A 23,428-nucleotide genomic window follows, 5' to 3' on the forward strand; every position below is an offset into this window, starting at 1 on the left:
GCAAGAGAATGGTATTTGGATTGAGTACCGGCAATGATGACGACAGCATCGAAATCATCGGTGGAATCGATCCGCGGACCATGGCGATCCGCGACGCAGATAAGAGCAGGGACTCCGATGAACCGGCCCTGACCGACCTGGTCGAGCAACCCGCCAAGGTGATGCGTATCGGCACCATGATCAAACAGCTTCTCGAGGAAGTGCGCTCCGCGCCTTTGGACGAAGCTAGCCGCAACCGGCTGCGCGAAATCCACGCTACCAGCATCCAGGAGCTGGAAGACGGCCTAGCGCCCGAACTACGCGAGGAACTCGATCGACTCACCCTGCCCTTCAACGCGGGTGCAGTCCCCTCGGATGCCGAATTGCGCATCGCGCAGGCTCAGCTGGTCGGCTGGCTAGAAGGGCTTTTCCACGGCATCCAGACCGCATTGTTCGCTCAACAGATGGCCGCCCGCGCGCAGTTGGAGCAGATACGCCACAGCGCACTACCGCCGGGACTAGGCAAAGCGGGCCAAACAGGCGGTCACAACACCGGACAATACCTGTAAGCAGACTTAAAGTAGCTCATAGTGTCGGCTCCTCGTATCGAGACAAGCAATGCGTGGGTAGAATTTCCTATTTTTGACGCCAAGTCGCGTTCGTTGAAGAAAGCCGTACTGGGTAAGGCGGGTGGCACCGTCGGGCGCAACAACTCCAACGTCGTCGTCATCGAGGCATTGCGGAACATCACGATGTCGCTGAGCTTGGGTGACCGAGTGGGTTTGGTTGGGCACAACGGCGCCGGTAAATCGACACTGCTGCGCCTGCTTTCGGGCATCTACGAGCCCACCCGCGGTAGGGCGAAGGTCACCGGCCGAGTAGCACCGGTTTTCGATCTCGGGATTGGCATGGACCCCGAAATCTCTGGCTACGAGAACATCATCATCCGCGGCCTGTTCCTTGGGCAGACCCGCAAGCAGATGCTAAGCAAAGTGGACGAGATCGCTGAGTTCACCGAACTCGGCGATTATCTGTCCATGCCGCTACGCACGTATTCCACCGGGATGCGAGTTCGGCTAGCGATGGGCGTGGTCACCAGTATCGACCCCGAAATCTTACTGCTCGATGAAGGGATCGGTGCGGTGGACGCCGACTTCTTGAAGAAAGCACAGTTCCGCCTGCAGAGTTTGGTGAAGCGCTCTGGAATCCTGGTCTTCGCTAGCCATTCCAACGAGTTTCTGGCCCGACTGTGCAAGACTGCGATGTGGATCGACCACGGAGTTATCAAGCTGTCCGGCGGTATCGAAGATGTAGTGCGCGCTTACGAAGGCGAGGATGCAGCCCGACATGTGCGTGAAGTGATGGCCGAAACCTTGGACACGACTCTAGCTAATAACACTGTTGTGCAAAAAACTTCCAGAAATGAGTGAATCCGTCTTCGCTGTCGTGGTTACCCGCCGACGTCCCATCGAGCTGGCCAAATCACTGGATGTGCTGAGCACCCAGACTCGGTTGCCTGATCACTTGATCGTGGTGGATAATGACGATGCCGGAGATAGCAGAGTGTGCAATCTTGTTGCCGACCAACCAATCCCAACCATTTACTTAAGATCACGCCGAAACCTTGGCGGGGCAGGAGGTTTCGCACTCGGCATATTGCACGCATTGGCGCAGGGTGCTGATTGGGTTTGGCTAGCCGACGATGACGGGCGCCCACAGGACACTCGGGTGCTGGCGACCTTATTAGCTTGCGCCAACAAGTACGGCCTGGCCGAGGTGTCGCCGATAGTGTGCAATTCCGACGACCCGGAACAGCTTGCTTTTCCGTTGCGAAGTGGCTTGGTATGGCGAAGGTGCACAAGTGAATTACGCACCAAAGAGGGACAGGATCTACTGCGGGGAATCGCGTCGCTATTCAATGGCGCGCTGTTCCGGGCGTCCACCTTAGACTCGATCGGCGTTCCGGATATGCGACTTTTCATTCGCGGCGACGAGGTGGAGTTACATCGCCGGCTCGCACGATCCGGCCTACCGTTCGGGACCTGCCTGGATACGATCTACCTGCATCCCGGCGGATCCGATGAATTCCGGCCGATCCTGGGCGGCCGCATGCACACTCAGTATCCCGACGATCCCCTTAAGCGGTTCTTTACCTACCGCAATCGCGGTTATCTGCTGGCACAACCGGGTCTACGCAAGCTGCTGGCCCAGGAATGGCTTCGGTTCGGCTGGTTCTTCCTGGTGACCCGCCGCGATCTCAAGGGGTTACGGGAGTGGATCCGCTTGCGTCGCTTGGGACGTCGCGAAAAATTTTACAATCCCGACATGAGAATATCCTCATGATGCGCACCGGCGACCATGCAGTGGGGCATCCTCAGAGGAAGACACCCCGCCCGCTTGCAGGAGACAAAACGAGGAGGAGCGGTGCACATAACGTCTATCGATGCAGCGACACAGTCACGGACCCTTGCTCGCGCTCGAAGTGATCTGATCGAGGGCTTCCACCGCCACGAACTGTGGTTACACCTGGGCTGGCAGGATATCAAGCAGCGCTACCGCCGCTCGGTGCTAGGACCATTCTGGATCACCATCGCGACCGGGACTACCGCCGTTGCAATGGGCGGGCTGTATTCGAAGCTGTTTCACCTGGAACTGGCTGTGCACCTACCGTACGTCACTCTCGGGTTGATCATCTGGAATTTGATCAACACCGCAATACTAGAGGGTGCCGAAGTGTTCGTCGCCAACGAGGGCCTGATCAAGCAGTTACCCACGCCGTTGAGTGTGCACGTCTACCGGCTGATGTGGCGACAGATGATTTTATTCGCGCATAACATCGTCATCTATATCGTTGTTGCGATCATCTTCCCCAAACCGTGGTCATGGGCCGATCTATCGGTCTTTCCGGCGCTGACGCTGATCGTCCTCAATAGTGTTTGGGTGTCACTATGTTTCGGTATCCTGGCAACCCGCTACCGCGACATCGGCCCCCTGCTGTTCTCCGTTGTACAGTTGCTGTTTTTTATGACGCCAATCATCTGGAACGACGACACGCTACAGCAGCAGGGCGCGGGACACTTGTTGAGCATCGTCGAACTCAACCCACTGCTGCACTACCTTGATATAGTGCGTGCACCACTGCTGGGTGCTCACCAGGAGTTGCGGCATTGGGCAGTGGTGGTGGCACTAACAGCCGTCGGATGGCTACTGGCAGTGTTCGCGATGCGACAATACCGTGCTCGAGTGCCTTACTGGGTGTAGTCCGGCCTGCCGCGTCCGACGAAGGCCTAACCCAACTAGCCAGCAGGCTGGCCTCCCAGGATGAGCCGTGGTTCGCCGGGAAAATGAAAGATGCTGTATAACAACCCTTGCTCGCGTGATCGCACCGCGACCCACACTCAGCGTACAGGCAACGGCCGAATGACTGTGCTGCTACCAACGTCGCAACAGATGATAGAACCGCCGACCAAGTAGGTATCCCGGTATATAACCGACTGCAAACTGCTTGTCGAATGTTCATGGAGACTGCGCCGTAATGATGTCACACTGCAAAACTACGAATCGAATTCGCTGCACACATAAGTAATCGGGCAACCCAAGACCGAGCAAAGCAAGCTAGACGCTCGGTAACAAGACAGTCACCGGCGCGCCGCGAAAGGCCGATAGTCGTTAATGAAGAAGTACAAACAACGGGGTCTGACAAATGCGTCGCGAGATTACCTCGCCACAGAGCTAGACCGACTGCGGCAGCGCCACGATCGGCTCGAGGTTGAGGTCAAGAACGACTGCGGTATTATCGGCGATCACAGAGATGCGGCTGAAACGCTACAACAAGCTGATGAACTCGTCGTCCTCAGCGACCGGATCAACGGACTGGACCGTCAACTGCAGGCCGACCTGTAGTGGGTCGATTAATAGAACCAGTGCTGCCCAACGATGCCGAGATGACATTGCGGTTTCCCGGACGGAGAGGTCGTCGTCATACACGTGATCTCCATCGTGGAAGTAGACTCCGTCAGCCATGAAGCCCAGACATTGACCACACGCAGTCCGTTAGGACAGGACTTGGCCGAACACCAACCGGAGGATACAACGACCGACTCCACACCGCAGGGAACAAACCGGATCCAGCTAATCGCGGTGAAGTTACCCACCTAACGTTGCGCCGAGAATCATTCAAAACCCGGAAAATAACCCCGAGACCCCATTAAACTCACCTCCAATGGAACCCCTGATGGTCCCCCCAGAATCTACGACTGCTTCGCACCCACATCTGAGCCTAACGACGCAAATGCTACGCTTCATCGTTACCGGCGTCTTGGCGGCGGCTGTTGACTTCAGCGTCTACGTGACGCTCTATCTTGGGGCATGCTTGCAGGTCGATCTGGCAAAATCCACCAGCGTCGTCATTGGCACCATCACCGCCTACCTAATCAACCGTCGATGGACGTTCCAAGCTTCACCGAGCACCACCCGGTTTGCCGCGGTCATAGCTCTTTACGGGATCACTTTCGCTGTGCAGGTTGGGCTCAATCATTTCTGCCTTTTCCTGTTCCACTACCAACGACCGTGGGCAATATCTGTCGCCTTCGTGATTGCACAGGGTATCGCCACAGCGATCAATTTCATCGTGCAACGAACCGTAATCTTCCGGATCCGCTAAGCCAACCTAGCCACCGACTGGAAGTGTCCTGTATCGTCGCCGGACCAAGCGGTACTCTCTTTGACGATGTTGAGCATGGAAGTTTCCACCACCCCAACCCGACTGACCGGATGGGGACGCACCGCACCATCGGTAGCAAACGTGCTACGCACTCTTGATGCCGAACTAATCGCCAAGGCAGTGGCCCGAGTCGCCGACGCTGGCGGTCGAGGGGTGATCGCTCGCGGGCTGGGCCGATCCTACGGCGACAACGCGCAAAACGGCGGTGGGTTGGTGATCGACATGACCCCGCTGAACACCATCCACTCCATTAACGCCGACACCAAATTGGTCGACGTCGACGCCGGCGTTAACCTAGATAAACTGATGAAGGCGGCCCTGCCGTTCGGCTTGTGGATCCCGGTGCTGCCGGGTACCCGGCAGGTCACTGTCGGCGGTGCGATCGCGTGCGACATCCACGGCAAGAATCATCACAGCGCGGGAAGCTTTGGCAACCACGTGCGTAGCATGGAGTTGCTGACCGCCAGCGGAGAGGTGCACCGACTCATGCCAGTAGGTGCGGATTCCGAACTGTTCTGGGCCACCGTCGGCGGCAACGGCCTAACTGGCATTATCATGCGAGCTACCATCGAAATGACACCGACCGAAACGGCCTATTTCCTTGCCGACGGCGACGTCACCACCAGCCTAGACGAAACCATCGCATTGCATAGCAACGGCAGTGAAGCAGACTACACTTACTCCAGCGCTTGGTTTGACACCATCAGCGCTTCTCCGAAATTGGGCCGTGCGGCGGTATCACGCGGCTGCTTAGCCACCATCGGGCAGTTGCCCGCAAAACTGCGGCGCAACCCACTGAAATTCGATGCTCCACAATTATTTACTCTGCCCGATATTTTTCCGAACGGGCTGGCCAACAAATACACCTTCGGGCCCATCAGTGCACTCTGGCATCGCAAATCCGGAACCTATCGCGGCAAGATCCAAAATCTGACGCAATTTTACCACCCATTGGACATGTTCGGCAAATGGAACCGTGCCTACGGTGCAGCAGGCTTTCTACAATACCAGTTCGTGATACCTACCGAAGCAATCGACGAGTTTAAGAGAATCATCGGTGAAATCCAAGCCAGTGACCACTATTCATTTCTCAACGTGTTTAAGCTGTTCGGTCCCAGCAACCAAGCACCGCTGAGCTTCCCTATCCCAGGCTGGAATATCTGCGTGGACTTCCCGATCAAACCCGGACTCAATGAGTTTGTCACCGAACTGGACCGCCGTGTCATGGAATTCGGCGGCCGGCTCTACACTGCCAAGGACTCCCGTACCACCGCTGACACCTTTCACGCCATGTACCCGCGCATCGATGAGTGGATCGCTGTACGTCGCAAGGTCGACCCCTTGCGGGTTTTCGCCTCCGACATGGCCCGACGTTTGGAGCTACTCTAAATGGTGCTCGACGCCGTAGGAAACCCCCAGACGGTGCTACTGCTCGGCGGCACCTCCGAGATCGGGCTGGCCATTTGCGAGCGCTACCTGCGCAACGCCCCCGCTCGGATCGTGCTGGCCGCTATGCCTGACGACCCGGGCCGTGACGACGCAGTAACACAGATGACAGTTGCAGGCGCGCGATCGGTAGAGCTGCTCAATTTCGAAGCACTAGACACCGACAGCCATCCAAAGATGATCAAGCAGGCCTTTACCGGAGGCGATGTCGATGTGGCCATTGTCGCGTTCGGTTTACTCGGCGACGCAGAAGAATTATGGCAGAACCAACACAAGGCTGTGCAAATCGCTGAAATAAACTACACCGCAGCAGTTTCCGTAGGTGTTCTGCTAGGCGAGAAAATGCGTGCGCAGGGGTTCGGCCAGATTATCGCTATGAGTTCTGCCGCCGCTGAACGAGTGCGCCGATCCAACTTCGTCTACGGTTCCACCAAGGCCGGCTTAGACGGTTTCTATCTAGGATTGTCAGAGGCTTTACACGAATACGGCGTTCGCGTTCTGGTGATCCGTCCCGGCCAGGTACGTACCCGAATGAGTGCGCACGTCAAGAAAGCCCCGCTGACCGTCGACAAGGAGTACGTCGCCAACCTCGCGGTGACCGCAGCCGCTAAAGGTAAGGAATTAGTTTGGGCACCAGCAACATTCCGTTATGTGATGATGGTGTTGCGACATATTCCGCGGAGCATCTTCCGCAAACTGCCAATCTGACCATGCGTAATGCACTGGCCAGCCTCGGCCAGATGGCGTTGGCTGTCTTGGTGGCTAGCGGGGTAGCCGTGGTGTCGCTAATTGCCATTGCTCAGGTGCAATGGCCGGCTTTTCCATCGTCCAACCAGCTGCATGCGCTAATCACAGTCGGCCAATTCGGTTGCTTGACCGGGCTGTTAACCGTCGTCTGGGCGTGGCGGGCTGGGCGATTCCGGCGTTTCGCCCAATTAGGTGGGCTCGTTCTCGTATCCGCCTTCACTGTAGTGACGCTGGGCATGCCGCTAGGAGCCACCAAGCTGTATCTATTCGGCATCTCCGTCGACCAACAGTTCCGCACCGAATATCTGACCAGGCTCACTGACAGCGCCGCCCTGCAAGACATGACTTATATAGGGCTCCCACCGTTCTACCCGCCAGGCTGGTTTTGGATCGGCGGACGCGCCGCGGCGCTAACTGGAACCACGGCCTGGGAGATTTTCAAGCCGTGGGCAATCACGTCCATAACTATCGCGGTCGCCGTTGCGCTGGTGATGTGGTGGCGGATGATCCGCTTCGAGTACGCCGTGCTTGTCACCATCGCCACCACGGCGGTCACGCTAGCCTACAGTTCGCCGGAACCCTACGCCGCAATGATTACGGTGTTGCTGCCTCCAGTTCTGGTCTTGACGTGGTCGGGTCTCCGTGCTACTGACCGCGAACGTGCAGCTGTCCACACGCTCACACCAGGCGGAGCAGGATGGGCTGCGGTCATCGCCGCCGGCCTATTCCTGGGCTTCGCCGCTACCTGGTATACTCTGTTATTTGCCTACACGGCGTTCACCGTGGGATTGATGGCCCTGCTACTAGCCGGGGCGCGCTGGTACCGCGCGGATGTCCGGGCAACCTTCGACCCACTGCGCCGGCTTGCCGTTATCGTCGTCATCGCGACGGCCATCGGAGCCACCACCTGGCTGCCATTCTTGGTGCGGGCAGCCCATGCCCCGATCAGTGACACCGGCAGCGCCCAGCACTACCTGCCAGCCGACGGCGCCAAACTCACCTTCCCGATGCTGCAGTTCTCTCTGCTTGGGATGATCTGCTTGCTGGGCACCCTGTGGCTGGTAGGACGCACGAGCTCGTCGGTGCAGGCAAGTGCACTAGCGATCGGCGTGTTGGCCGTCTACCTATGGTCACTGTTGTCGATGCTGACCACATTGGCACACACCACGCTGCTGTCATTCCGACTGCAGCCAACACTGACCGTGCTGCTGGTTGCCGCCGGAGTATTCGGCTTTGTCGAAACCGTGCAGACGTTGGCCAAGCGCAACCAAGCCGTACTACCGGTCGCCGGCGCCGTCGGATTGGCCGGCGCAATCGCGTTCAGCCAGGATATTCCCGGCGTGCTGCGACCAGATCTCACCATCGCCTACACCGACACCGACGGCCACGGCCAACGCGGCGATCGGCGACCGGCGGGCTCCGAAAAATACTACTGTGCCATCGACGAGGCCGTCCTGCGTGTTACCGGCAAACCACGCGATCAGACCGTCGTGCTCACCGCCGACTACAGCTTCCTGTCCTACTACCCCTACTGGGGCTTTCAGGGATTGACGTCCCATTATGCCAACCCGCTGGCACAGTTTGACTTGCGATCCGCTCACATTCAGCAATGGTCCAGGTTCACGACGGCCGACGAGCTCATCTATGCGCTGGACACGTTGCCCTGGCCGCCGCCGACGGTATTCATCATGCGTCGCGGCGTAGGCAACACTTACACCTTGCGATTAGCCAAAGACGTATACCCCAACCAGCCCAACGTCCGTCGCTACACTGTCGATCTACCGTCGGCCCTCTTCGGGGACCAACGTTTCGCCGTGCAAAACATCGGACCGTTTGTGCTGGCCATCCGCAAGCCGATGGGTAACACCTGATGGCTACCGAAACTGCGCCTGATGCGGTCCAACAACTAGCCCAATCGCCCTGTTCTCCCCCACAAACAGGTGGTATTTTCACCTCGCGCCGCAGCGCAGCACGCACCGATGTAAAGCTAGCATCAACCTCCGTGAACGACGCGGGAGCAAACCATCGTATCGCCCGCCTCGTTGCCGTGATCGCCGGCCTGCTTGGGGCCCTACTAGCAGTAGCAACCCCATTTCTGCCGGTCAACCAAACTACCGCCCAATTGAACTGGCCGCAGAACGGCACGTTCGAGAGTGTCGAAGCGCCACTGATCGGGTATGTGGCCACCGAACTGCACGTCACCGTGCCATGTGCGGCCGCTGCTGGGCTGGCAGGACCACAAAGCGCAAGTCGGACCGTGCTGCTATCGACCGTGCCCAAGCAAGCCCCGAAGGCCGTCGACCGGGGGCTACTTATCCAACGCGCCAACGACGACCTGGTACTCGTGGTCCGCAACGTCCCGGTGGTCGGTGCCCCAATGAGCCAAGTGCTCAGCCCGGCTTGCCAACGCTTGACGTTCACCGCACACTTTGATCGGGTTAATGCCGATTTTGTTGGGTTGACGACTCAAGGGCCCCATGCTGAACATCCTGGCTCCCCGCTACGTGGTGAGCGTAGTGGTTACGATTTCCGACCTCAGATCGTCGGGGTGTTCACTGATCTATCCGGGCCGGTCCCGCCGGGCCTAAGTTTCTCTGCAACCATCGACACTCGTTACAGCAGCAGCCCGACACCGTTGAAGATGATCGCGATGATCATCGGTGTGGTGCTGACTGGTGCTGCCCTGGTCTCATTGCACATGCTTGACACCGCCGATGGCACCCAGCATCGACGGTTCCTACCCTCCCGCTGGTGGTCCATCGGCGGTCTGGATGCCTTGGTCATCGCCGTACTAGTGTGGTGGCATTTCGTTGGTGCCAACACATCCGACGACGGTTACATCCTGACGATGGCTCGAGTATCCGAGCATGCTGGCTACATGGCCAACTACTATCGGTGGTTCGGCACTCCCGAAGCACCGTTCGGCTGGTATTACGACTTGCTGGCACTGTGGGCGCACGTTACTACCACCAGCATCTGGATGCGGTTACCGACCCTGGCGATGGCGCTGACCTGCTGGTGGCTGATCAGCAGGGAGATCATTCCCCGACTGGGACACGCCGCCAAGACCAGCAGGGCCGCGGCGTGGACTGCGGCGGGCATGTTCCTCGCGGTGTGGTTACCGCTGGACAACGGCCTGCGGCCGGAGCCAATCATCGCCCTGGGTATTCTACTGACCTGGTGTTCGGTGGAACGTGCGGTAGCCACCAGTCGCCTGCTGCCGGTGGCGGTCGCCTGTATCGTCGGTGCGCTGACCCTATTCTCCGGACCAACAGGTATCGTCTCCATTGGTGCGTTGCTGGTCGCCATCGGGCCATTGTTGACCATCCTGCACCGTCGCTCCAAGCAATTCGGCGCGTTACCGTTGGTGGCACCCATCCTGGCTGCGGCCACCGTCACCACAATCCTGATCTTCCGAGACCAGACGTTTGCCAGCGAGAGCCAGGCCAGCTTGCTTAAGCACGCCGTCGGCCCCAGCCTGAGATGGTTTGACGAGCACATCCGTTACGAGCGGCTATTCATGGCTAGCCCCGACGGGTCGGTCGCCCGCCGCTTTGCCGTGCTGGCATTGCTTGTCGCGCTCGCGGTGGCGGTAACAATGTCGTTGCGCAAGAGGAGAATTCCGGGCCTTGCGGCTGGGCCGAGCCGCCGCATTATCGGCATCACCGTCATCTCCTTTCTGGCGATGATGTTCACCCCAACCAAGTGGACACACCACTTTGGGGTGTTCGCTGGGCTGGCCGGCTCACTGGGAGCACTGGCCGCAGTCGCGGCGACCAGTGCAGCACTGCGGTCACGACGCAACCGCACCGTGTTCGCCGCTGTGGTGCTGTTCGTGGTGGCGTTGTCGTTTGCGAGCGTCAACGGCTGGTGGTATGTATCCAATTTTGGTGTGCCATGGTCAAACTCGTTCCCGAGGCTGCGATACTCGCTAACCACCGCACTACTCGATCTCACAGTGATGGTACTGTTACTGGCGGCCTGGTTTCACTTCGTTGCTACCACTAACGGACCTGCCAAAACTCGGTTCGGAGCACGAATAGCCAGAATCGTTCAGTCCCCGTTGGCAATTGCGACCTGGGCGCTGGTCATATTCGAGGTGACATCACTGACCCTGGCGATGATCGACCAATACCCGGCATGGACGGTGGGCCGGTCCAACTTACAGACGTTAACCGGCCAGACCTGTGGACTGGCCGAAGACGTATTGGTCGAGCAAGATCCCAACGCCAGCATGTTGCTCCCGGTGTCCTCTCCGGTAGCCGATGCACTGGGGGTGGGCTTATCGGAAGCCTTCACGGCCAACGGAATTCCCGCCGACGTGTCAGCAGACCCGGTGATGGAACGTCCGGGCGACCACAGTTTCGTCAACGAAAACGGGGCGATCACCGGCGATGCGGCCGGCAACAAAGGCGGCACCAACTCCACACCAGGAATCAACGGCTCCCGTGCCCAGCTTCCCTATAATTTAGATCCAGCTCGCACACCAGTGCTGGGCAGCTGGCAGTCCGGCATTCAGGTGGTCGCCAGACTGCGGTCAGGCTGGTACCGACTACCAACGCTGGAACAGGTCGGGCCATTGCTGGTCGTGAGTGCGGCCGGCCGTTTCGACCGACACGAGGTGAAGCTGCAATGGGCCACCGATAGCGGAGCGGCCAGCGGACAGCCCGGTGGGTCATTGCAATTCTCCGATGTCGGAGCGTCGCCAGCCTGGCGCAACCTCCGGCTGCCTATGTCGGCGATCCCAAACACTGCGACCCAGGTCCGCTTAGTCGCCGACGACGAGGACTTAGCGCCACAGCATTGGATTGCCCTCACTCCGCCGCGGATTCCACAGTTACGCACTCTGCAGGATGTGGTTGGCTCCCAGGACCCGGTGTTCCTGGACTGGCTGGTGGGTCTGGCATTCCCCTGCCAGCGCCCGTTCGACCATCAATATGGTGTCGACGAAACGCCGAAGTGGCGCATTCTGCCGGACCGGTTCGGCGCCGAAGCCAACTCACCGGTGATGGATAACAACGGTGGCGGTCCGCTAGGTGTCACAGAGTTGTTGGTAAAGGCGACCACGGTAGCCAGCTATCTCAAAGACGACTGGTCCCGCGACTGGGGTGCATTGCAACGCTTGACGCCCTACTACCCCAAAGCTCAGCCCGCTCGTCTGTCGCTAGGCACAACCACGCGCAGCAGTCTGTGGAACCCCGCTCCACTTCGCCATTAGTAATGGTACCCGGAGAACCGCCGGACATAATTGAGTATTATTTGAGGAACACTACCCGTAAACCTATGACCTTATGGACTTACTATATGGTGGTCATTCACCGAGAAATGGCCCAGATGGTGAGGTGGCTAGCCCTGGCCGACGGGACACGACGAGAGATTGTCAAGCACCTTGCGCATGGCTCATTGGCCGTCTGTGAATTGGCCCGCAACCTGCCAATCCACAGACCAGCTGTGTCGCAGCACCTCAAAATACTCAAGTCTGCCGGACTGACGCACACTACCGCGTCCGGGAATACGTCGCGTATACCAGCTCGATCCAACCGGTCCTGAAGCGTTACGTACCAATCTCGACCGGTTCTGGACGCAAGCCCTGGACACCTAGACCCGGATATACGCGGAGCGCCCACAGTTCACCAAAACTAAATCAAATAGGACTGCGAACTCCCACCATCCAGCACCAGGCTATCTCAACGCTCTGATCGAGCGCACATTTGCTGGTCTTCGTCGACCAGTTCGGCGACCTCAAAGCCACATTAACACAACTTACCAGCCATCCTGATCGATAACACAACTTACCAGCCATCCTGATCGATGAAACAGTATTTGACTGTCAGGTGGAGAAGCACATCTTCTCTATGATCGCGGCGGTGGCGGCAACATATGACAATGGGCACAGGTAGTGGTCTACGAGTCTCCCCACCAGATGGTGTTTAACTTAACAATCTAGCAGCTTGGAACTGATTGGCCCAAGACTAGCGGAGTCGAAGTGCGCCTTACCGCAGTGTCTAACCAACGCACGCGCGTCAACCTCACACACTGCCATCTGGACCACCACGAGCCGAGCTGACAGCCGGTTGTCGACAACATCGACAGACGAGGCGGGATGGCCGCTGTGCTTTGGATCGCTACACCCACCTGTTCGATGTCTAAGTGCGATGATGGCAGCAAACGAGATCCGTAATGAATCCACTCTGACGAACATGACTCGCACCGAGTGAACCAACCTCGCTACGTTCCTGGTAACTTTGTTGCCGCAACAATGACAGGCATCTAGCTTCGGCGTCGGATGAAGTGTCGAAGATGCTGTCGCGCATATGACCAAACTATGAAGGACTTGGCGCGACGAGACTGCTAAAGCGATTCGCGAAAGGCTGGCTGGCGCGAGCTAACCAGGTGGAGTCGATGAATGCGCTACACTATTCCTTCCCAAGAAGTTGCTCGACTTCTTGGATTAATCACCTCGAGCCGCAAGAGGTTTACCGCGGTTTTCGACGGAATAACCGGACTCGTCGATGGCACAAATCCATCACCAAGACATCCGGTGCGCTTTGGGCCAACCCCGCATCGTTTCCGCCGATCGGCTGAGCCGTGTTCTCGGCTTGGTGCCAAATAACCGCCGATTCGGCGCGTGGTGCCGGATCAGAGGCTACGACTATGCGTCACCGACCTCAATTGCGATTGGGTACACGGCCGTAGCTCGGAGATCACCGGCGCCAGCGAGGCACTCTTGATAGCGATGTCTGGCTGGTCGGCGACTATCCCGGAGCGTGTCGGTGCCAGAAAGGCGGCACTGGCTGCCCAACTGAGTCAATCCCGCTAAGGCCCGCATCACACCACATCCTCATAGGACATAGCAATGTCGCTTACGATCGACCCTCGTGCCCCACGACGGTCATCAACCACCACAGCGAATCATCCGGTTGATCGCCGTCGTTGCGGGAACCGCGGGTCTACTGTTGTGCGCCGTGGTTCCGTTGCTTCCGGTCAAACAAACCACCGCGACAATCCTGTGGCCGCAAGGCACCACCACGGATGGCCGCATCACCCAGATCACTGCTCCGCTGGTGTCCGGGGCGCCGCGCGCGCTGGATATCTCCCTCCCCTGCTCGGCCATAGCCACCTTGCCGGCCAGTGGCGGACTGGTACTATCTACACTGCCCGCCGGTGGTATAGACAATGGTAAAAACGGGCTCTTCGTGCGTGCCGACAAAGATGTGGTCGCCGTCGCGTTCCGGGATTTGGTCGCCGCTTTAGCGCCGCGTTCAACGGTCGCAGCTGGCGCCTGTAGCGTGTTGCACATCTGGGCCGACGCCCGCAACACAGGAGTGAATTTCGTCGGCATACCAGGCGCCACCGGAATTCTGCCTGCCGAAAAAAAACCCCAGTTCGGAGGGATTTTCACCGATCTTAAGGTGCCCGTACAGCCCGGGTTGTCGGCCCGCATCGACATCGACACCCGATTCATCACAGCGCCTACCATAATCAAGCAGATCGCGATGACGTTGGGTGCTCTGGCGGTCCTGATCGGGATTCTCGGGCTGGCTTCTCTGGATCGTCGCAGCCGGGGCAACCACCGCCTGGTTACCTGGCGGTGGCGGGCCCCGATGGCTTGGCTGGCCCGGTGGCGTGCCGACCTAACGACCACTATCGCCGACGTGGGAGTGACCGCGACACTGCTGTTGTGGCACATCATCGGCGCCACCTCCTCGGACGACGGCTACAACCTGACCGTCGCGCGGATCGCGCCGAAAGCCGGCTACGTGGCCAACTACTATCGATATTTCGGTACGACGGAGGCGCCGTTCGACTGGTATCTCACGGTGCTAGCCAAATTGGCGTCAGTGAGCACCGCCGGCGTGTGGATGCGGCTACCGGCCACATTGGCCGGGATCGCGTGCTGGCTCATTCTCAGCCATTGGATGCTACAGCGGCTAGGCCCCGGAACGGGTGGCCTGTCGACCAATCGGGTGGCAGTACTCACCACGGGTGTGGTGTTCCTGGCCGCGTGGCTGCCGTTCAACAACGGCCTGCGGCCCGAGCCGTTGATCGCGCTGGGCGGATTGGTCACCTGGGTGCTGATGGAACGCGCTATCGCGTTGCAACGACTGGCTCCGGCCGCGGTGGCGGTAATCATCGCTATGCTGACCGCCACCCTAGCGCCGCAGGGGTTGATCGCCGTCGCCGCGCTGCTGACCGGGGCGCGGGCCATCGGCACAGCGATCCTGCGACGTCAGACGACCGACGGCTTGCTGGCACCACTACTGGTGCTGGCGGCATCCTTGTCGCTAATCACCCTGGTGGTGTTTCGTAGTCAAACATTGGCCACAGTCGGGGAGTCGGCGCGCATCAAGTACCAGGTCGGTCCGACGATCGCCTGGTATCAAGACTTCCTGCGCTACTACTTCCTCACGGTGGAATCCAACGCCGACGGGTCAATGACCCGACGGTTCGCGGTACTGGTGCTGCTATTGTGCCTGTTCGGCGTGCTGGTGGTGGTACTGCGCCGTGGCCGTGTACCGGGGTTAGCCACCGGCCCGACGTGGCGACTGATCAGCACCACCGCAGTCGGCTTGTTGCTGTTAACGTTCACGCCGACCAAGTGGGCCATCCAGTTTGGTGCGTTCGCCGGACTGTCCGGTGCGCTCGGTGCTGTCGCCACACTCGCCTTCGCCCGGATCAGCCTGAACAACCGTCGTAACCTGACGCTGTACATCACCGCGCTGCTGTTCGTACTGGCGTGGGCCACATCCGGCATAAACGGCTGGTTCTACGTCGGCAACTACGGAGTTCCGTGGTTTGATATCCAGCCGGTCATCGCTAACCACCCGGTGACGTCGATATTCCTGACGTTGTCAATCGTTACCGGGCTGCTGGCCGCCTGGCAACACTTCCGGCTCGACTATGCCGAACACACCGAAGTCAAAAACACCCGACGCAACCGTTTCCTTACCACTACCCCGCTGCTGGCGGTCGCGTCGATAATGGTCATCTGCGAAGTCGGCTCGCTGGCCAAAGGGGCCGCGGTCCGTTACCCACTTTACACCACTGCCAAGGCCAACCTGGCTGCACTCAGTTCCGGGCTCGCACCCCGCGTCTGCGCGATGGCCGATGACATACTAACTGAGCCTGACCCCAATGCCGGTCTGCTGCAACCGGTTCCGGGACAAACCTTCGGTCCTGCCGGGCCGCTAGGCGGGATTAACCCCATAGGCTTCAAACCCGACGGCGTGAAGTACGACCTGAAATCCGATCCAGTGGTGAGCAAACCCGGATTGGTCAACTCCGACGCCTCCCCCAACAGACCCAACGTCACCTTCAGCGACTCTGCAGGCACCGCCGGCGGCAAAGGTCCTGTGGGGGTGAACGGGTCGCATGTGGCACTGCCGTTCGGTCTGGACCCGGCTCGCACACCGGTGATGGGCAGCTACGGCGAAAACACACTCGCTGCCTCGGCCACCTCGGCCTGGTATCAGCTGCCTCTCCATTGGAAAGAGAGCATCGCGGACCGACCGCTAGTGACGGTCTCTGCCGCGGGCGCCATCTGGTCCTACAAAGAGGACGGCAACTTCATCTACGGACAGTCGCTCAAACTGCAGTGGGGTGTCACCCAGGCCGACGGCACCATCCAGCCGCTCACGCAGGTAATGCCGATCGACATCGGGCCACAGCCGGCATGGCGCAATCTGCGGTTCCCGCTGACCTGGGCACCGCAGGAAGCCAATGTGGCACGCATTGTGGCTGACGATCCGAACCTGAGCCCAGAGCAGTGGCTGGCATTCACGCCGCCACGGGTACCAGTCTTGCAAACTCTGCAGCAGTTACTCGGGTCGCAGACCCCGGTGCTGATGGACATCGCAACCGCGGCAAACCTACCCTGCCAGCGACCGTTCTCCGAACATCTGGGCATGGCCGAACTCCCGCAGTACCGCATCCTGCCCGACCGCAAACAAACAGCAGCATCGTCGAACCTGTGGCAATCCAACAAGGCTGGTGGGCCGTTCCTGTTCCTACAGGCGTTACTACGAACCTCGACGATTTCGACGTACCTGCGTGGCGACTGGTACCGGGACTGGGGATCTGTGGAACAGTATTACCGGCTGGTACCCGCCGACCAGGCGCCGGAGGCCGTTGTGGAGCATGGCGTTATCACAGTGCCCGGCTGGAACCGACAAGGACCGATTAGGGTGCTGCCGTGAGTGTGATAAACCACAAAGACCAGGTGGTTACCGCAGTCACGGATACTAGCCGTCAGGCGTGGATGACGCGCTGGGTTGCCACTATCGCTGGGTTAGTTGGCTTTGTGTTGTCGGTCGCGACACCGCTGCTACCGGTGGTACAGACAACCGCTACACTGAACTGGCCACAGAACGGACAATTAAATAATGTGACGGCACCGTTGATTTCGTTGACGCCAGTCGACATGACCGCCACCGTGCCGTGCGCTATGGTCGCCGCCTTGCCGCCTAGTGGTGGGGTAATCTTGGGTACCGCACCCAAACAGGGTAAAGACGCTAACCTCAATGCGTTGTTCATCGTAGTCAGCAATCAGTGGGTAAACGTCACCGACCGCAATGTAGTGATTCTCAGTGTGCCGCGTGATCAGGTGATCGGAGATGCAGGTGCCCCCAGATGTTCCAGCATCAAAGTCACGTCGACGCACGCCGGAACCTTCGCCGCCTTCGTCGGACTCACCGATCCAGCCGGCAATCCGTTGCGTGGCGGCTTTCCAGATCCGAACCTTCGTCCACAAATTGTCGGGGTGTTCACCGATCTGACCGGTGCCGCGCCACCCAGATTGCAACTCTCGGCGACTATCGACACCCGGTTCTCCAGCACGCCGACGACACTAAAACTGTTTGCTATGGTGGCGGCGATCTTGGCTACCGTCGTCGCGCTGGTAGCGTTGTGGCGCATAGACCAGCTGGATGGCCGACGGATGCACAGGTTGATTCCGGCCAGATGGCACACGTTCACATTAGTCGATGCCGCGGTGATATTCGGGTTCCTGCTGTGGCATGTAATCGGCGCAAACTCCTCCGACGACGGCTATCAGATGCAGATGGCGCGCACCGCCGACCACTCCGGGTACATGGCGAACTACTTCCGCTGGTTCGGCAGCCCGGAAGACCCGTTCGGTTGGTATTACAACCTGCTCGCGCTGATGACCCACGTCAGCGACGCCAGCATTTGGATCCGTCTACCCGACTTGATCTGCGGAGTGACGTGCTGGCTGCTGCTGTCTCGCGAAGTCCTGCCACGACTAGGTCCCGCGGTTGCAGGCTCCAAGCCCGCGTTGTGGGCCGCCGGGTTGGTGTTGTTGGCGGCGTGGATGCCGTTCAACAATGGGCTGCGGCCTGAAGGGCAGATCGCACTGGGCGCACTAATCACTTATGCGCTCATCGAGCGAGCCATCATCTACGGCCGCATGACACCGGCAGCACTGGCTGTGCTGGCTGCGGCGTTCACATTAGGCATACAGCCAACCGGGCTGATCGCGGTGGCAGCATTGCTTGCCGGCGGCCGGCCGATGCTACGCGTTTTGGTGCGCAGGAACCGGGTCATAGGAACCTGGCCGTTGGTTGCGCCGCTACTGGCCGCTGGCACCGTCATTCTCACGGTGGTATTCGCCGATCAGACGCTAGCAACGGTATTGGAAGCCACCAAGGTTCGGACCGCAATCGGACCTGCGCAGGCATGGTACACAGAGAATCTACGCTACTACTATCTTATCCTGCCCACCGTAGACGGTTCGTTGTCACGCCGATTCGGCTTCTTGATCACCGCGCTGTGCTTGTTCACTGCAGTGTTAATCACATTGCGGCGCAAGCAGATTCCTCGTGTAGCATGTGGTCCGGCGTGGCGGCTCATCAGCACCATCCTAGGCACCATGTTCTTCTTGACGTTCGCCCCGACCAAGTGGGTGCACCACTTCGGGCTGTTCGCCACGATGGGCGCCGCGATGGCCGCGCTGACGACTGTGCTAGTATCGCATAAAGTGCTGCGCTGGTCCCGTAATCGGATGGCATTCTTGGCAGCGTTGTTATCCATCATGGCGTTGTGTTTGGCAACCACCAATGGCTGGTGGTACGTCTCCAGCTATGGTGTTCCGTTCAACAGCACCATGCCACACATTGGTGGAATCACAGTAAGCACAATATTTTTCATACTTTTTGCGATTGTCGCTCTCTACGCAACCTATTTGCATTTCGCAACCAACGAGCATAGGGAAGGTCGGCTAACCCGGGTATTGACGGTGTCTTTGTGGGCGCCTATACCGCTCGCGGCTGGGTTCATGACGCTGGTGTTCATCGCGTCAATGGTGGCCGGGATCGTGCGTCAGTACCCCACCTACTCCAACGGGTGGGCCAACATACGGGCGTTAACCGGCGGTTGCGGCCTGGCCGACGACACACTCGTCGAGCCGGACAGTAACGCCGGCTATCTGACTGCGTTACCCGGCAATTACGGCCCTTTGGGACCGCTAGGTGGGGTCAACGCGATCGGCTTCACACCGAACGGGGTGCCAGAATACACGGTGGCCGAGGCGATTCGAATAACACCTAATCAGCCTGGCACTGACTATGACTGGGATGCCCCGACGAAGTTGCAAGTACCGGGCATTAACGGGTCTGTAATCCCGCTGCCCTACGGTCTCAACCCCAATCAGGTGCCGCTGGCCGGCACCTACACCGCCGGTGCGCAACAGCAGAGCAGACTTACTTCCGCGTGGTACCAGCTGCCTAAACCCGACGACAGACATCCACTGGTGGTGGTGACCGCTGCCGGAAAAATCGCTGGTAACAGCGTGCTGCACGGGTACACGCCTGGGCAGACCGTCGTGCTGGAATACAGCAAACCCGGTCCTGACGGCGGCCTGGTGCCGGCGGGACAGCTAATTCCTGACGATCTATACGGGGAGCAGCCAAAAGCGTGGCGCAATCTGCGCTTCGCTCGATCCAAGATGCCTATCGATGCCGTTGCGGTCCGGGTCGTCGCCGAGAACCTGTCCCTGACACCAGAAGACTGGATCGCGGTGACCCCACCGCGGGTGCCGGAGCTACGCTCGCTACAGGAGTACGTTGGCTCGTCACAGCCGGTGTTACTGGATTGGGCTGTCGGGCTGGCGTTTCCGTGTCAACAGCCGATGCTGCACGCTAACGGCGTCACCGATATACCGAAATTCCGTATCACACCGGACTACTCGGCCAAGAAAATGGACACCGACACTTGGGAAGACGGTACCAACGGCGGTCCGCTGGGCATCACCGACCTGCTGCTGCGAGCCCAAGTGATGTCGACGTATCTGTCTCGCGACTGGGGTCGTGACTGGGGTTCACTGCGTAAGTTCGACACCCTCGTGGATGCCCATCCTGCACAGCTCGACTTAGGCACCGTTATCCGCAAGGGATGGTGGTCGCCGGGCAAAATTCGAATTAAACCGTGACTTCGCCACCACCCCGCCCAAGCCGAAGGTCACCATCACCAAGACGCGATCTATCGCGGCAACGTGTTTGACCGTGCTCCGGCGAACTTCTCGGAGTTGGAACATGCTGCTCAACAACACATATCGAAACAATCCTGAGCATATGTGACTGGCAGTGCTGGCGAAGGCATCGGACTTACCGGCAACCGAACCGCCTTGTATCAGTGAACCTCCTACCAAAGGATACTGCGCGATACCTCCGACCGTATTCTGACCGTCAAGTTGTTCTGCTGGCGCCTACCCGGTACCAACCCTGGTAACGCTGGTCGGAGCAGCCGACTTGGTACGCAACCAGACAGACGTGGAGATCGGCTCAGCCGCTACTGCTGTCAAGGTGCCATATGTCTTCTCAAAGCAAAGTTCGGAGTCGACGGAAAACACCGCGGCAAAGATGGATAGCATTACCCGGCAAAGCGTACCGCGAACAGACATCGCACTGATTTCAGCTGTACTGGTTCACTAACTACGCGGTCGCGATCAGTCTAATCCGACGCGCCGAAACTCTCAGCTGTGATGCCCTGGTAGTCACTTTGAGCAAACTCAATTGGGTTGACTACCAAGTTATCTCAATATCGGATCCCTTCCCTTCACCCGAGCTACCGACATCGCATAGTACTATTATGACACCGCACCTTCCCAGTAGATTCACGAGTGTATACACCAGGAGCACCGGTCCGCCCGACAACCCGACGTATAGCTAACGCTCGGGTTATTGCGGACATTGACTTCCCTAACCCGCCGCATACTCGGTAGCTTCCTCGACAACCTGGTGTCACCGGTTCTCCATGCCAGCGTGGAAACGTTTTTGTACACCTAATTCGCATCGTAACTGAACTTGAGACAACATCGCCGAATTACGAAAAGGGACTCGACTGCTGATCTTACTGAAGAGAATCCTGTATCCATACGATGCCCGTCGAGCCGATGCCTTCGGTGTTGAAGACATCGACGTATAAAACCATTTTGTACAACAAGTTAATTCGTTCATCGGGGAAGCTGATTCCCTGGTTGACATCGTCACCGCAGTCGGAGAGCAGATCGGCACCGTCCTAAACTCGAGTATCTGAAGCAACGCGAACGTATTCACGGCCCTGGTGCTGGGCGCACACGCAGTACCCGTTCTGTAGATCACACACATATGTATAGCCTGTAGCAGGCCAGCCGCTGAGTGAGGTGAACGTGCAGTTCAGCATCACTGATATCGGCGTCGAGGGTCAAGCGGATCACCGTGGCGGGTGCCTCCTCAAAGGGGATGAGCACGTCTTTTCTGCGATCGACGCTAGTTAGATACTCCTCGGGGCTTATTTGGTCCAAATCCCCAGTTTGCAGTCAACTATCGGTGAACGCATCAGCAGTAGTGACAAGGTTATTCCAGTAGCCGGCAACCACTTTTGCCCCGTGTACCCGTAGTTAGCCAACCTGTTCGGGCCCAACAGTTTTCCGTTGGAATCAACAACAATCATCTCACCGGTCGGTGACGCTAGACTACAGCTACCGAGGTGAGCAAGATGGTCTTGCTCACCGTGCATAGTCAAGATGTCAGACGTTGCAGTCATCCCCTAATCCTAAGCGGATATGATGTGTAGCCAGGCGTTGATAATCCGGTGTGCTAGCGTTGCTACTGTCGCGGTATCGCCGTAGTGGGCCGTTTCGATCGATGACAGATTTAACTATGCATGGTTACGGTGGTGCACGACCTATCAGACAATGATTGGTACGTTACGGATGGTAGTGCACTGTTCACGTTCAATCAGGCCGAGGGCCGCAAGGGGATCCCAACGCGGCGTTAGCGCGATACGGTCGCCGGCTAGAATCGTGGTATCGAAGAGCATCAATCACCCAGTCACATGAAACAACACCACTGACAACAAAGTTCATTTCTCCTGCGCATTGTGGTCTGTTCGCCGCGGCGCAGTTACTGTGCGAGTGAGCCCAAATCTTGACCCGAATGCGACTGTGACAGCGTTGCAATGCGTTTCCAGTGACCCCCTTGAGTTTTCCGGTGGTTCCAGAAAGTGTAGAAGATGGTCATGTTGGCATCTGGATCCAGCCGCAGGTCATGCGACAACGCGTCGGGTAGCTCGTCCCAAGCCGAGCAGTCACCGATCACCTTCTCTAGTAGCCACAATAGCGAGGTCAGCGTGATCATAGTGACCTAATTCGGCCTTGTCTTGGTAACGTAAAACCGTCTTGGATATCTGTCGGATACCTAAGACGGGCAAGCTGTTCCAGATTCAGGATGACCACCCACGCATCGCAATCCGCTAGCGCGTATCCCAACTCCGGGATAGCCGACCAGGCATCGAGCGATACCACACTTGCACCGGCAAGCAGTGTATTATAAAAGGAAAACGGATATTACGGTTATTTGCCTTCTATGGCGCACTGTAACTCGAACCCCGTCACAGGTCCGGGCATCGGCCAACGCCGGCATCGCCCGCGCGAACTGCCGATAGACAACCCGCTGACCGTCATACACCAGAAACAGGCGGTCGGCGCAAGCGCGCGCAGACGTTTAATATGTCCAATAACGTCGGGGTGCGTTCTTCCACACTGCGGTGACCTGTCTGGTGACGATTCGCTGTTCAGTTTCCGGCGCGGTCAAGGCAACATTCACTTCAGCCACCGTGCAGGCAGACCACATCGGCGTCACGCTAGTACCGGTGCCGCGCCGGCTTAGACAATGCCACTCAATGCCTTATGAGCAGCAGGAGTCGATGCTGATTGGGTAAGCTACCCGATCGGCATTGCAGCCAACAGGTTAACAGGATTACCGCGTCGATCATACTCGCGATGAAAATTGCAACGATGTTTGCTAACAACGTCCGGCTGATGGCAACATCGTCGATGAGCAAGAAAAAGTTTGACACCACGACCCAGGCCAGCTCTGCCAAGGGTAACCACGCGATTACTGGCACAATCCGCGTTGCCACTAACATGGATTCGCCGATGCAAGGTTACACCCAAAAGAAAACCATCATCGCTAGCTAAGTCAGCGGCATCAACACCACAGTCTCCAAAACAGCGACTCCCGAGAACCAGGGATAAGA

The 23,428-nt window shown here is 58.5% G+C and carries 14 protein-coding genes and 2 pseudogenes; 14 read left to right on the top strand and 2 right to left on the bottom strand.

The genetic code is table 11. The features are described 5' to 3' along the window. Positions 1–8: 8 nt before the first annotated feature. From MUBE_RS00400 to MUBE_RS00470, 13 genes and pseudogenes are all read left to right on the top strand, one after another. Positions 9–548, top strand: a complete 540-nt coding sequence (locus tag MUBE_RS00400; protein WP_116539042.1) for a bacterial proteasome activator family protein — start codon at positions 9–11, stop codon at positions 546–548. Between the two features lie 18 nt (positions 549–566). Continuing rightward, on the top strand, positions 567–1,409 hold the full coding sequence (gene wzt, locus MUBE_RS00405) for a galactan export ABC transporter ATP-binding subunit Wzt/RfbE (protein WP_116539043.1): 843 nt from the start codon (positions 567–569) through the stop codon (positions 1,407–1,409). Beyond that, entirely contained in the window at positions 1,402–2,322 is a 921-nt protein-coding gene (gene glfT1, locus MUBE_RS00410) for a galactofuranosyltransferase GlfT1 (protein ID WP_116539044.1), read from the top strand. Before wzt ends, glfT1 begins: the two co-directional genes overlap by 8 nt. Before the next feature lie 87 nt (positions 2,323–2,409). Beyond that, entirely contained in the window at positions 2,410–3,240 is an 831-nt protein-coding gene (gene wzm / locus MUBE_RS00415; RefSeq protein WP_116539276.1) for a galactan export ABC transporter permease subunit Wzm/RfbD, read from the top strand. Positions 3,241–3,651: 411 nt separating this feature from the next. After that, positions 3,652–4,137: pseudogene (locus tag MUBE_RS19210) on the top strand (GreA/GreB family elongation factor). Positions 4,138–4,270: 133 nt separating this feature from the next. After that, positions 4,271–4,642 (top strand): GtrA family protein, encoded by a 372-nt coding sequence (locus MUBE_RS00425; RefSeq protein WP_116539045.1) that lies wholly within the window; start codon positions 4,271–4,273, stop codon positions 4,640–4,642. A 66-nt stretch (positions 4,643–4,708) separates the two neighbouring features. Continuing rightward, positions 4,709–6,091 carry a decaprenylphosphoryl-beta-D-ribose oxidase gene (gene dprE1 / locus MUBE_RS00430; RefSeq protein ID WP_116539046.1) on the top strand — a complete coding sequence of 461 codons (1,383 nt, stop codon included), beginning with the start codon at positions 4,709–4,711 and terminating at the stop codon, positions 6,089–6,091. After that, positions 6,092–6,856, top strand: a complete 765-nt coding sequence (gene dprE2 / locus MUBE_RS00435; protein WP_116539047.1) for a decaprenylphospho-beta-D-erythro-pentofuranosid-2-ulose 2-reductase — start codon at positions 6,092–6,094, stop codon at positions 6,854–6,856. It begins immediately after the preceding gene. Positions 6,857–6,858: 2 nt separating this feature from the next. Further along, on the top strand, positions 6,859–8,766 hold the full coding sequence (locus tag MUBE_RS00440; protein WP_116539048.1) for a galactan 5-O-arabinofuranosyltransferase: 1,908 nt from the start codon (positions 6,859–6,861) through the stop codon (positions 8,764–8,766). Between the two features lie 131 nt (positions 8,767–8,897). Continuing rightward, complete coding sequence (locus MUBE_RS00445; RefSeq protein WP_116539277.1) at positions 8,898–12,113, top strand: arabinosyltransferase domain-containing protein; 3,216 nt, start codon at positions 8,898–8,900, stop codon at positions 12,111–12,113. Positions 12,114–12,220: 107 nt separating this feature from the next. After that, positions 12,221–12,497 (top strand): annotated as a pseudogene (locus tag MUBE_RS00450) (ArsR/SmtB family transcription factor). Positions 12,498–13,773: 1,276 nt separating this feature from the next. Continuing rightward, positions 13,774–17,091, top strand: coding sequence for an arabinosyltransferase domain-containing protein (locus MUBE_RS00465; RefSeq protein ID WP_116539050.1), 3,318 nt, complete (start codon positions 13,774–13,776; stop codon positions 17,089–17,091). Positions 17,092–17,153: 62 nt separating this feature from the next. Further along, entirely contained in the window at positions 17,154–20,339 is a 3,186-nt protein-coding gene (locus MUBE_RS00470; protein ID WP_116539278.1) for an arabinosyltransferase domain-containing protein, read from the top strand. Positions 20,340–20,615: 276 nt separating this feature from the next. Here MUBE_RS00470 and MUBE_RS14980 read toward each other — a convergent pair whose 3' ends face one another. Further along, positions 20,616–20,810, bottom strand: coding sequence for a hypothetical protein (locus MUBE_RS14980; RefSeq protein WP_133297004.1), 195 nt, complete (start codon positions 20,808–20,810; stop codon positions 20,616–20,618). Between the two features lie 1,483 nt (positions 20,811–22,293). After that, positions 22,294–22,527 (bottom strand): hypothetical protein, encoded by a 234-nt coding sequence (locus MUBE_RS00480; RefSeq protein ID WP_116539052.1) that lies wholly within the window; start codon positions 22,525–22,527, stop codon positions 22,294–22,296. Positions 22,528–23,186: 659 nt separating this feature from the next. Between MUBE_RS00480 and MUBE_RS00485 the strand changes: the two genes are divergently transcribed. Further along, positions 23,187–23,369, top strand: coding sequence for a hypothetical protein (locus MUBE_RS00485; protein WP_165849616.1), 183 nt, complete (start codon positions 23,187–23,189; stop codon positions 23,367–23,369). Positions 23,370–23,428 lie beyond the last annotated feature (59 nt).

The organism is Mycobacterium uberis (assembly GCF_003408705.1).
Lineage (GTDB): Bacteria > Actinomycetota > Actinomycetes > Mycobacteriales > Mycobacteriaceae > Mycobacterium > Mycobacterium uberis.

What these genes read in the sequence shown, in the direction of transcription:
- MUBE_RS00400 (WP_116539042.1), top strand. Translation starts at nt 9, where the DNA reads ATGGTATTTGGATTGAGTACCGGCAATGATGACGACAGCATCGAAATC.
- glfT1 (WP_116539044.1), top strand. Translation starts at nt 1,402, where the DNA reads ATGAGTGAATCCGTCTTCGCTGTCGTGGTTACCCGCCGACGTCCCATC.
- MUBE_RS00425 (WP_116539045.1), top strand. Translation starts at nt 4,271, where the DNA reads ATGCTACGCTTCATCGTTACCGGCGTCTTGGCGGCGGCTGTTGACTTC.
- dprE1 (WP_116539046.1), top strand. Translation starts at nt 4,709, where the DNA reads ATGTTGAGCATGGAAGTTTCCACCACCCCAACCCGACTGACCGGATGG.
- dprE2 (WP_116539047.1), top strand. Translation starts at nt 6,092, where the DNA reads ATGGTGCTCGACGCCGTAGGAAACCCCCAGACGGTGCTACTGCTCGGC.
- MUBE_RS00440 (WP_116539048.1), top strand. Translation starts at nt 6,859, where the DNA reads ATGCGTAATGCACTGGCCAGCCTCGGCCAGATGGCGTTGGCTGTCTTG.
- MUBE_RS00470 (WP_116539278.1), top strand. Translation starts at nt 17,154, where the DNA reads ATGACGCGCTGGGTTGCCACTATCGCTGGGTTAGTTGGCTTTGTGTTG.
- MUBE_RS14980 (WP_133297004.1), bottom strand. Translation starts at nt 20,810, where the DNA reads ATGTCTGTTCGCGGTACGCTTTGCCGGGTAATGCTATCCATCTTTGCC.
- MUBE_RS00480 (WP_116539052.1), bottom strand. Translation starts at nt 22,527, where the DNA reads ATGATCACGCTGACCTCGCTATTGTGGCTACTAGAGAAGGTGATCGGT.
- MUBE_RS00485 (WP_165849616.1), top strand. Translation starts at nt 23,187, where the DNA reads ATGTTTGCTAACAACGTCCGGCTGATGGCAACATCGTCGATGAGCAAG.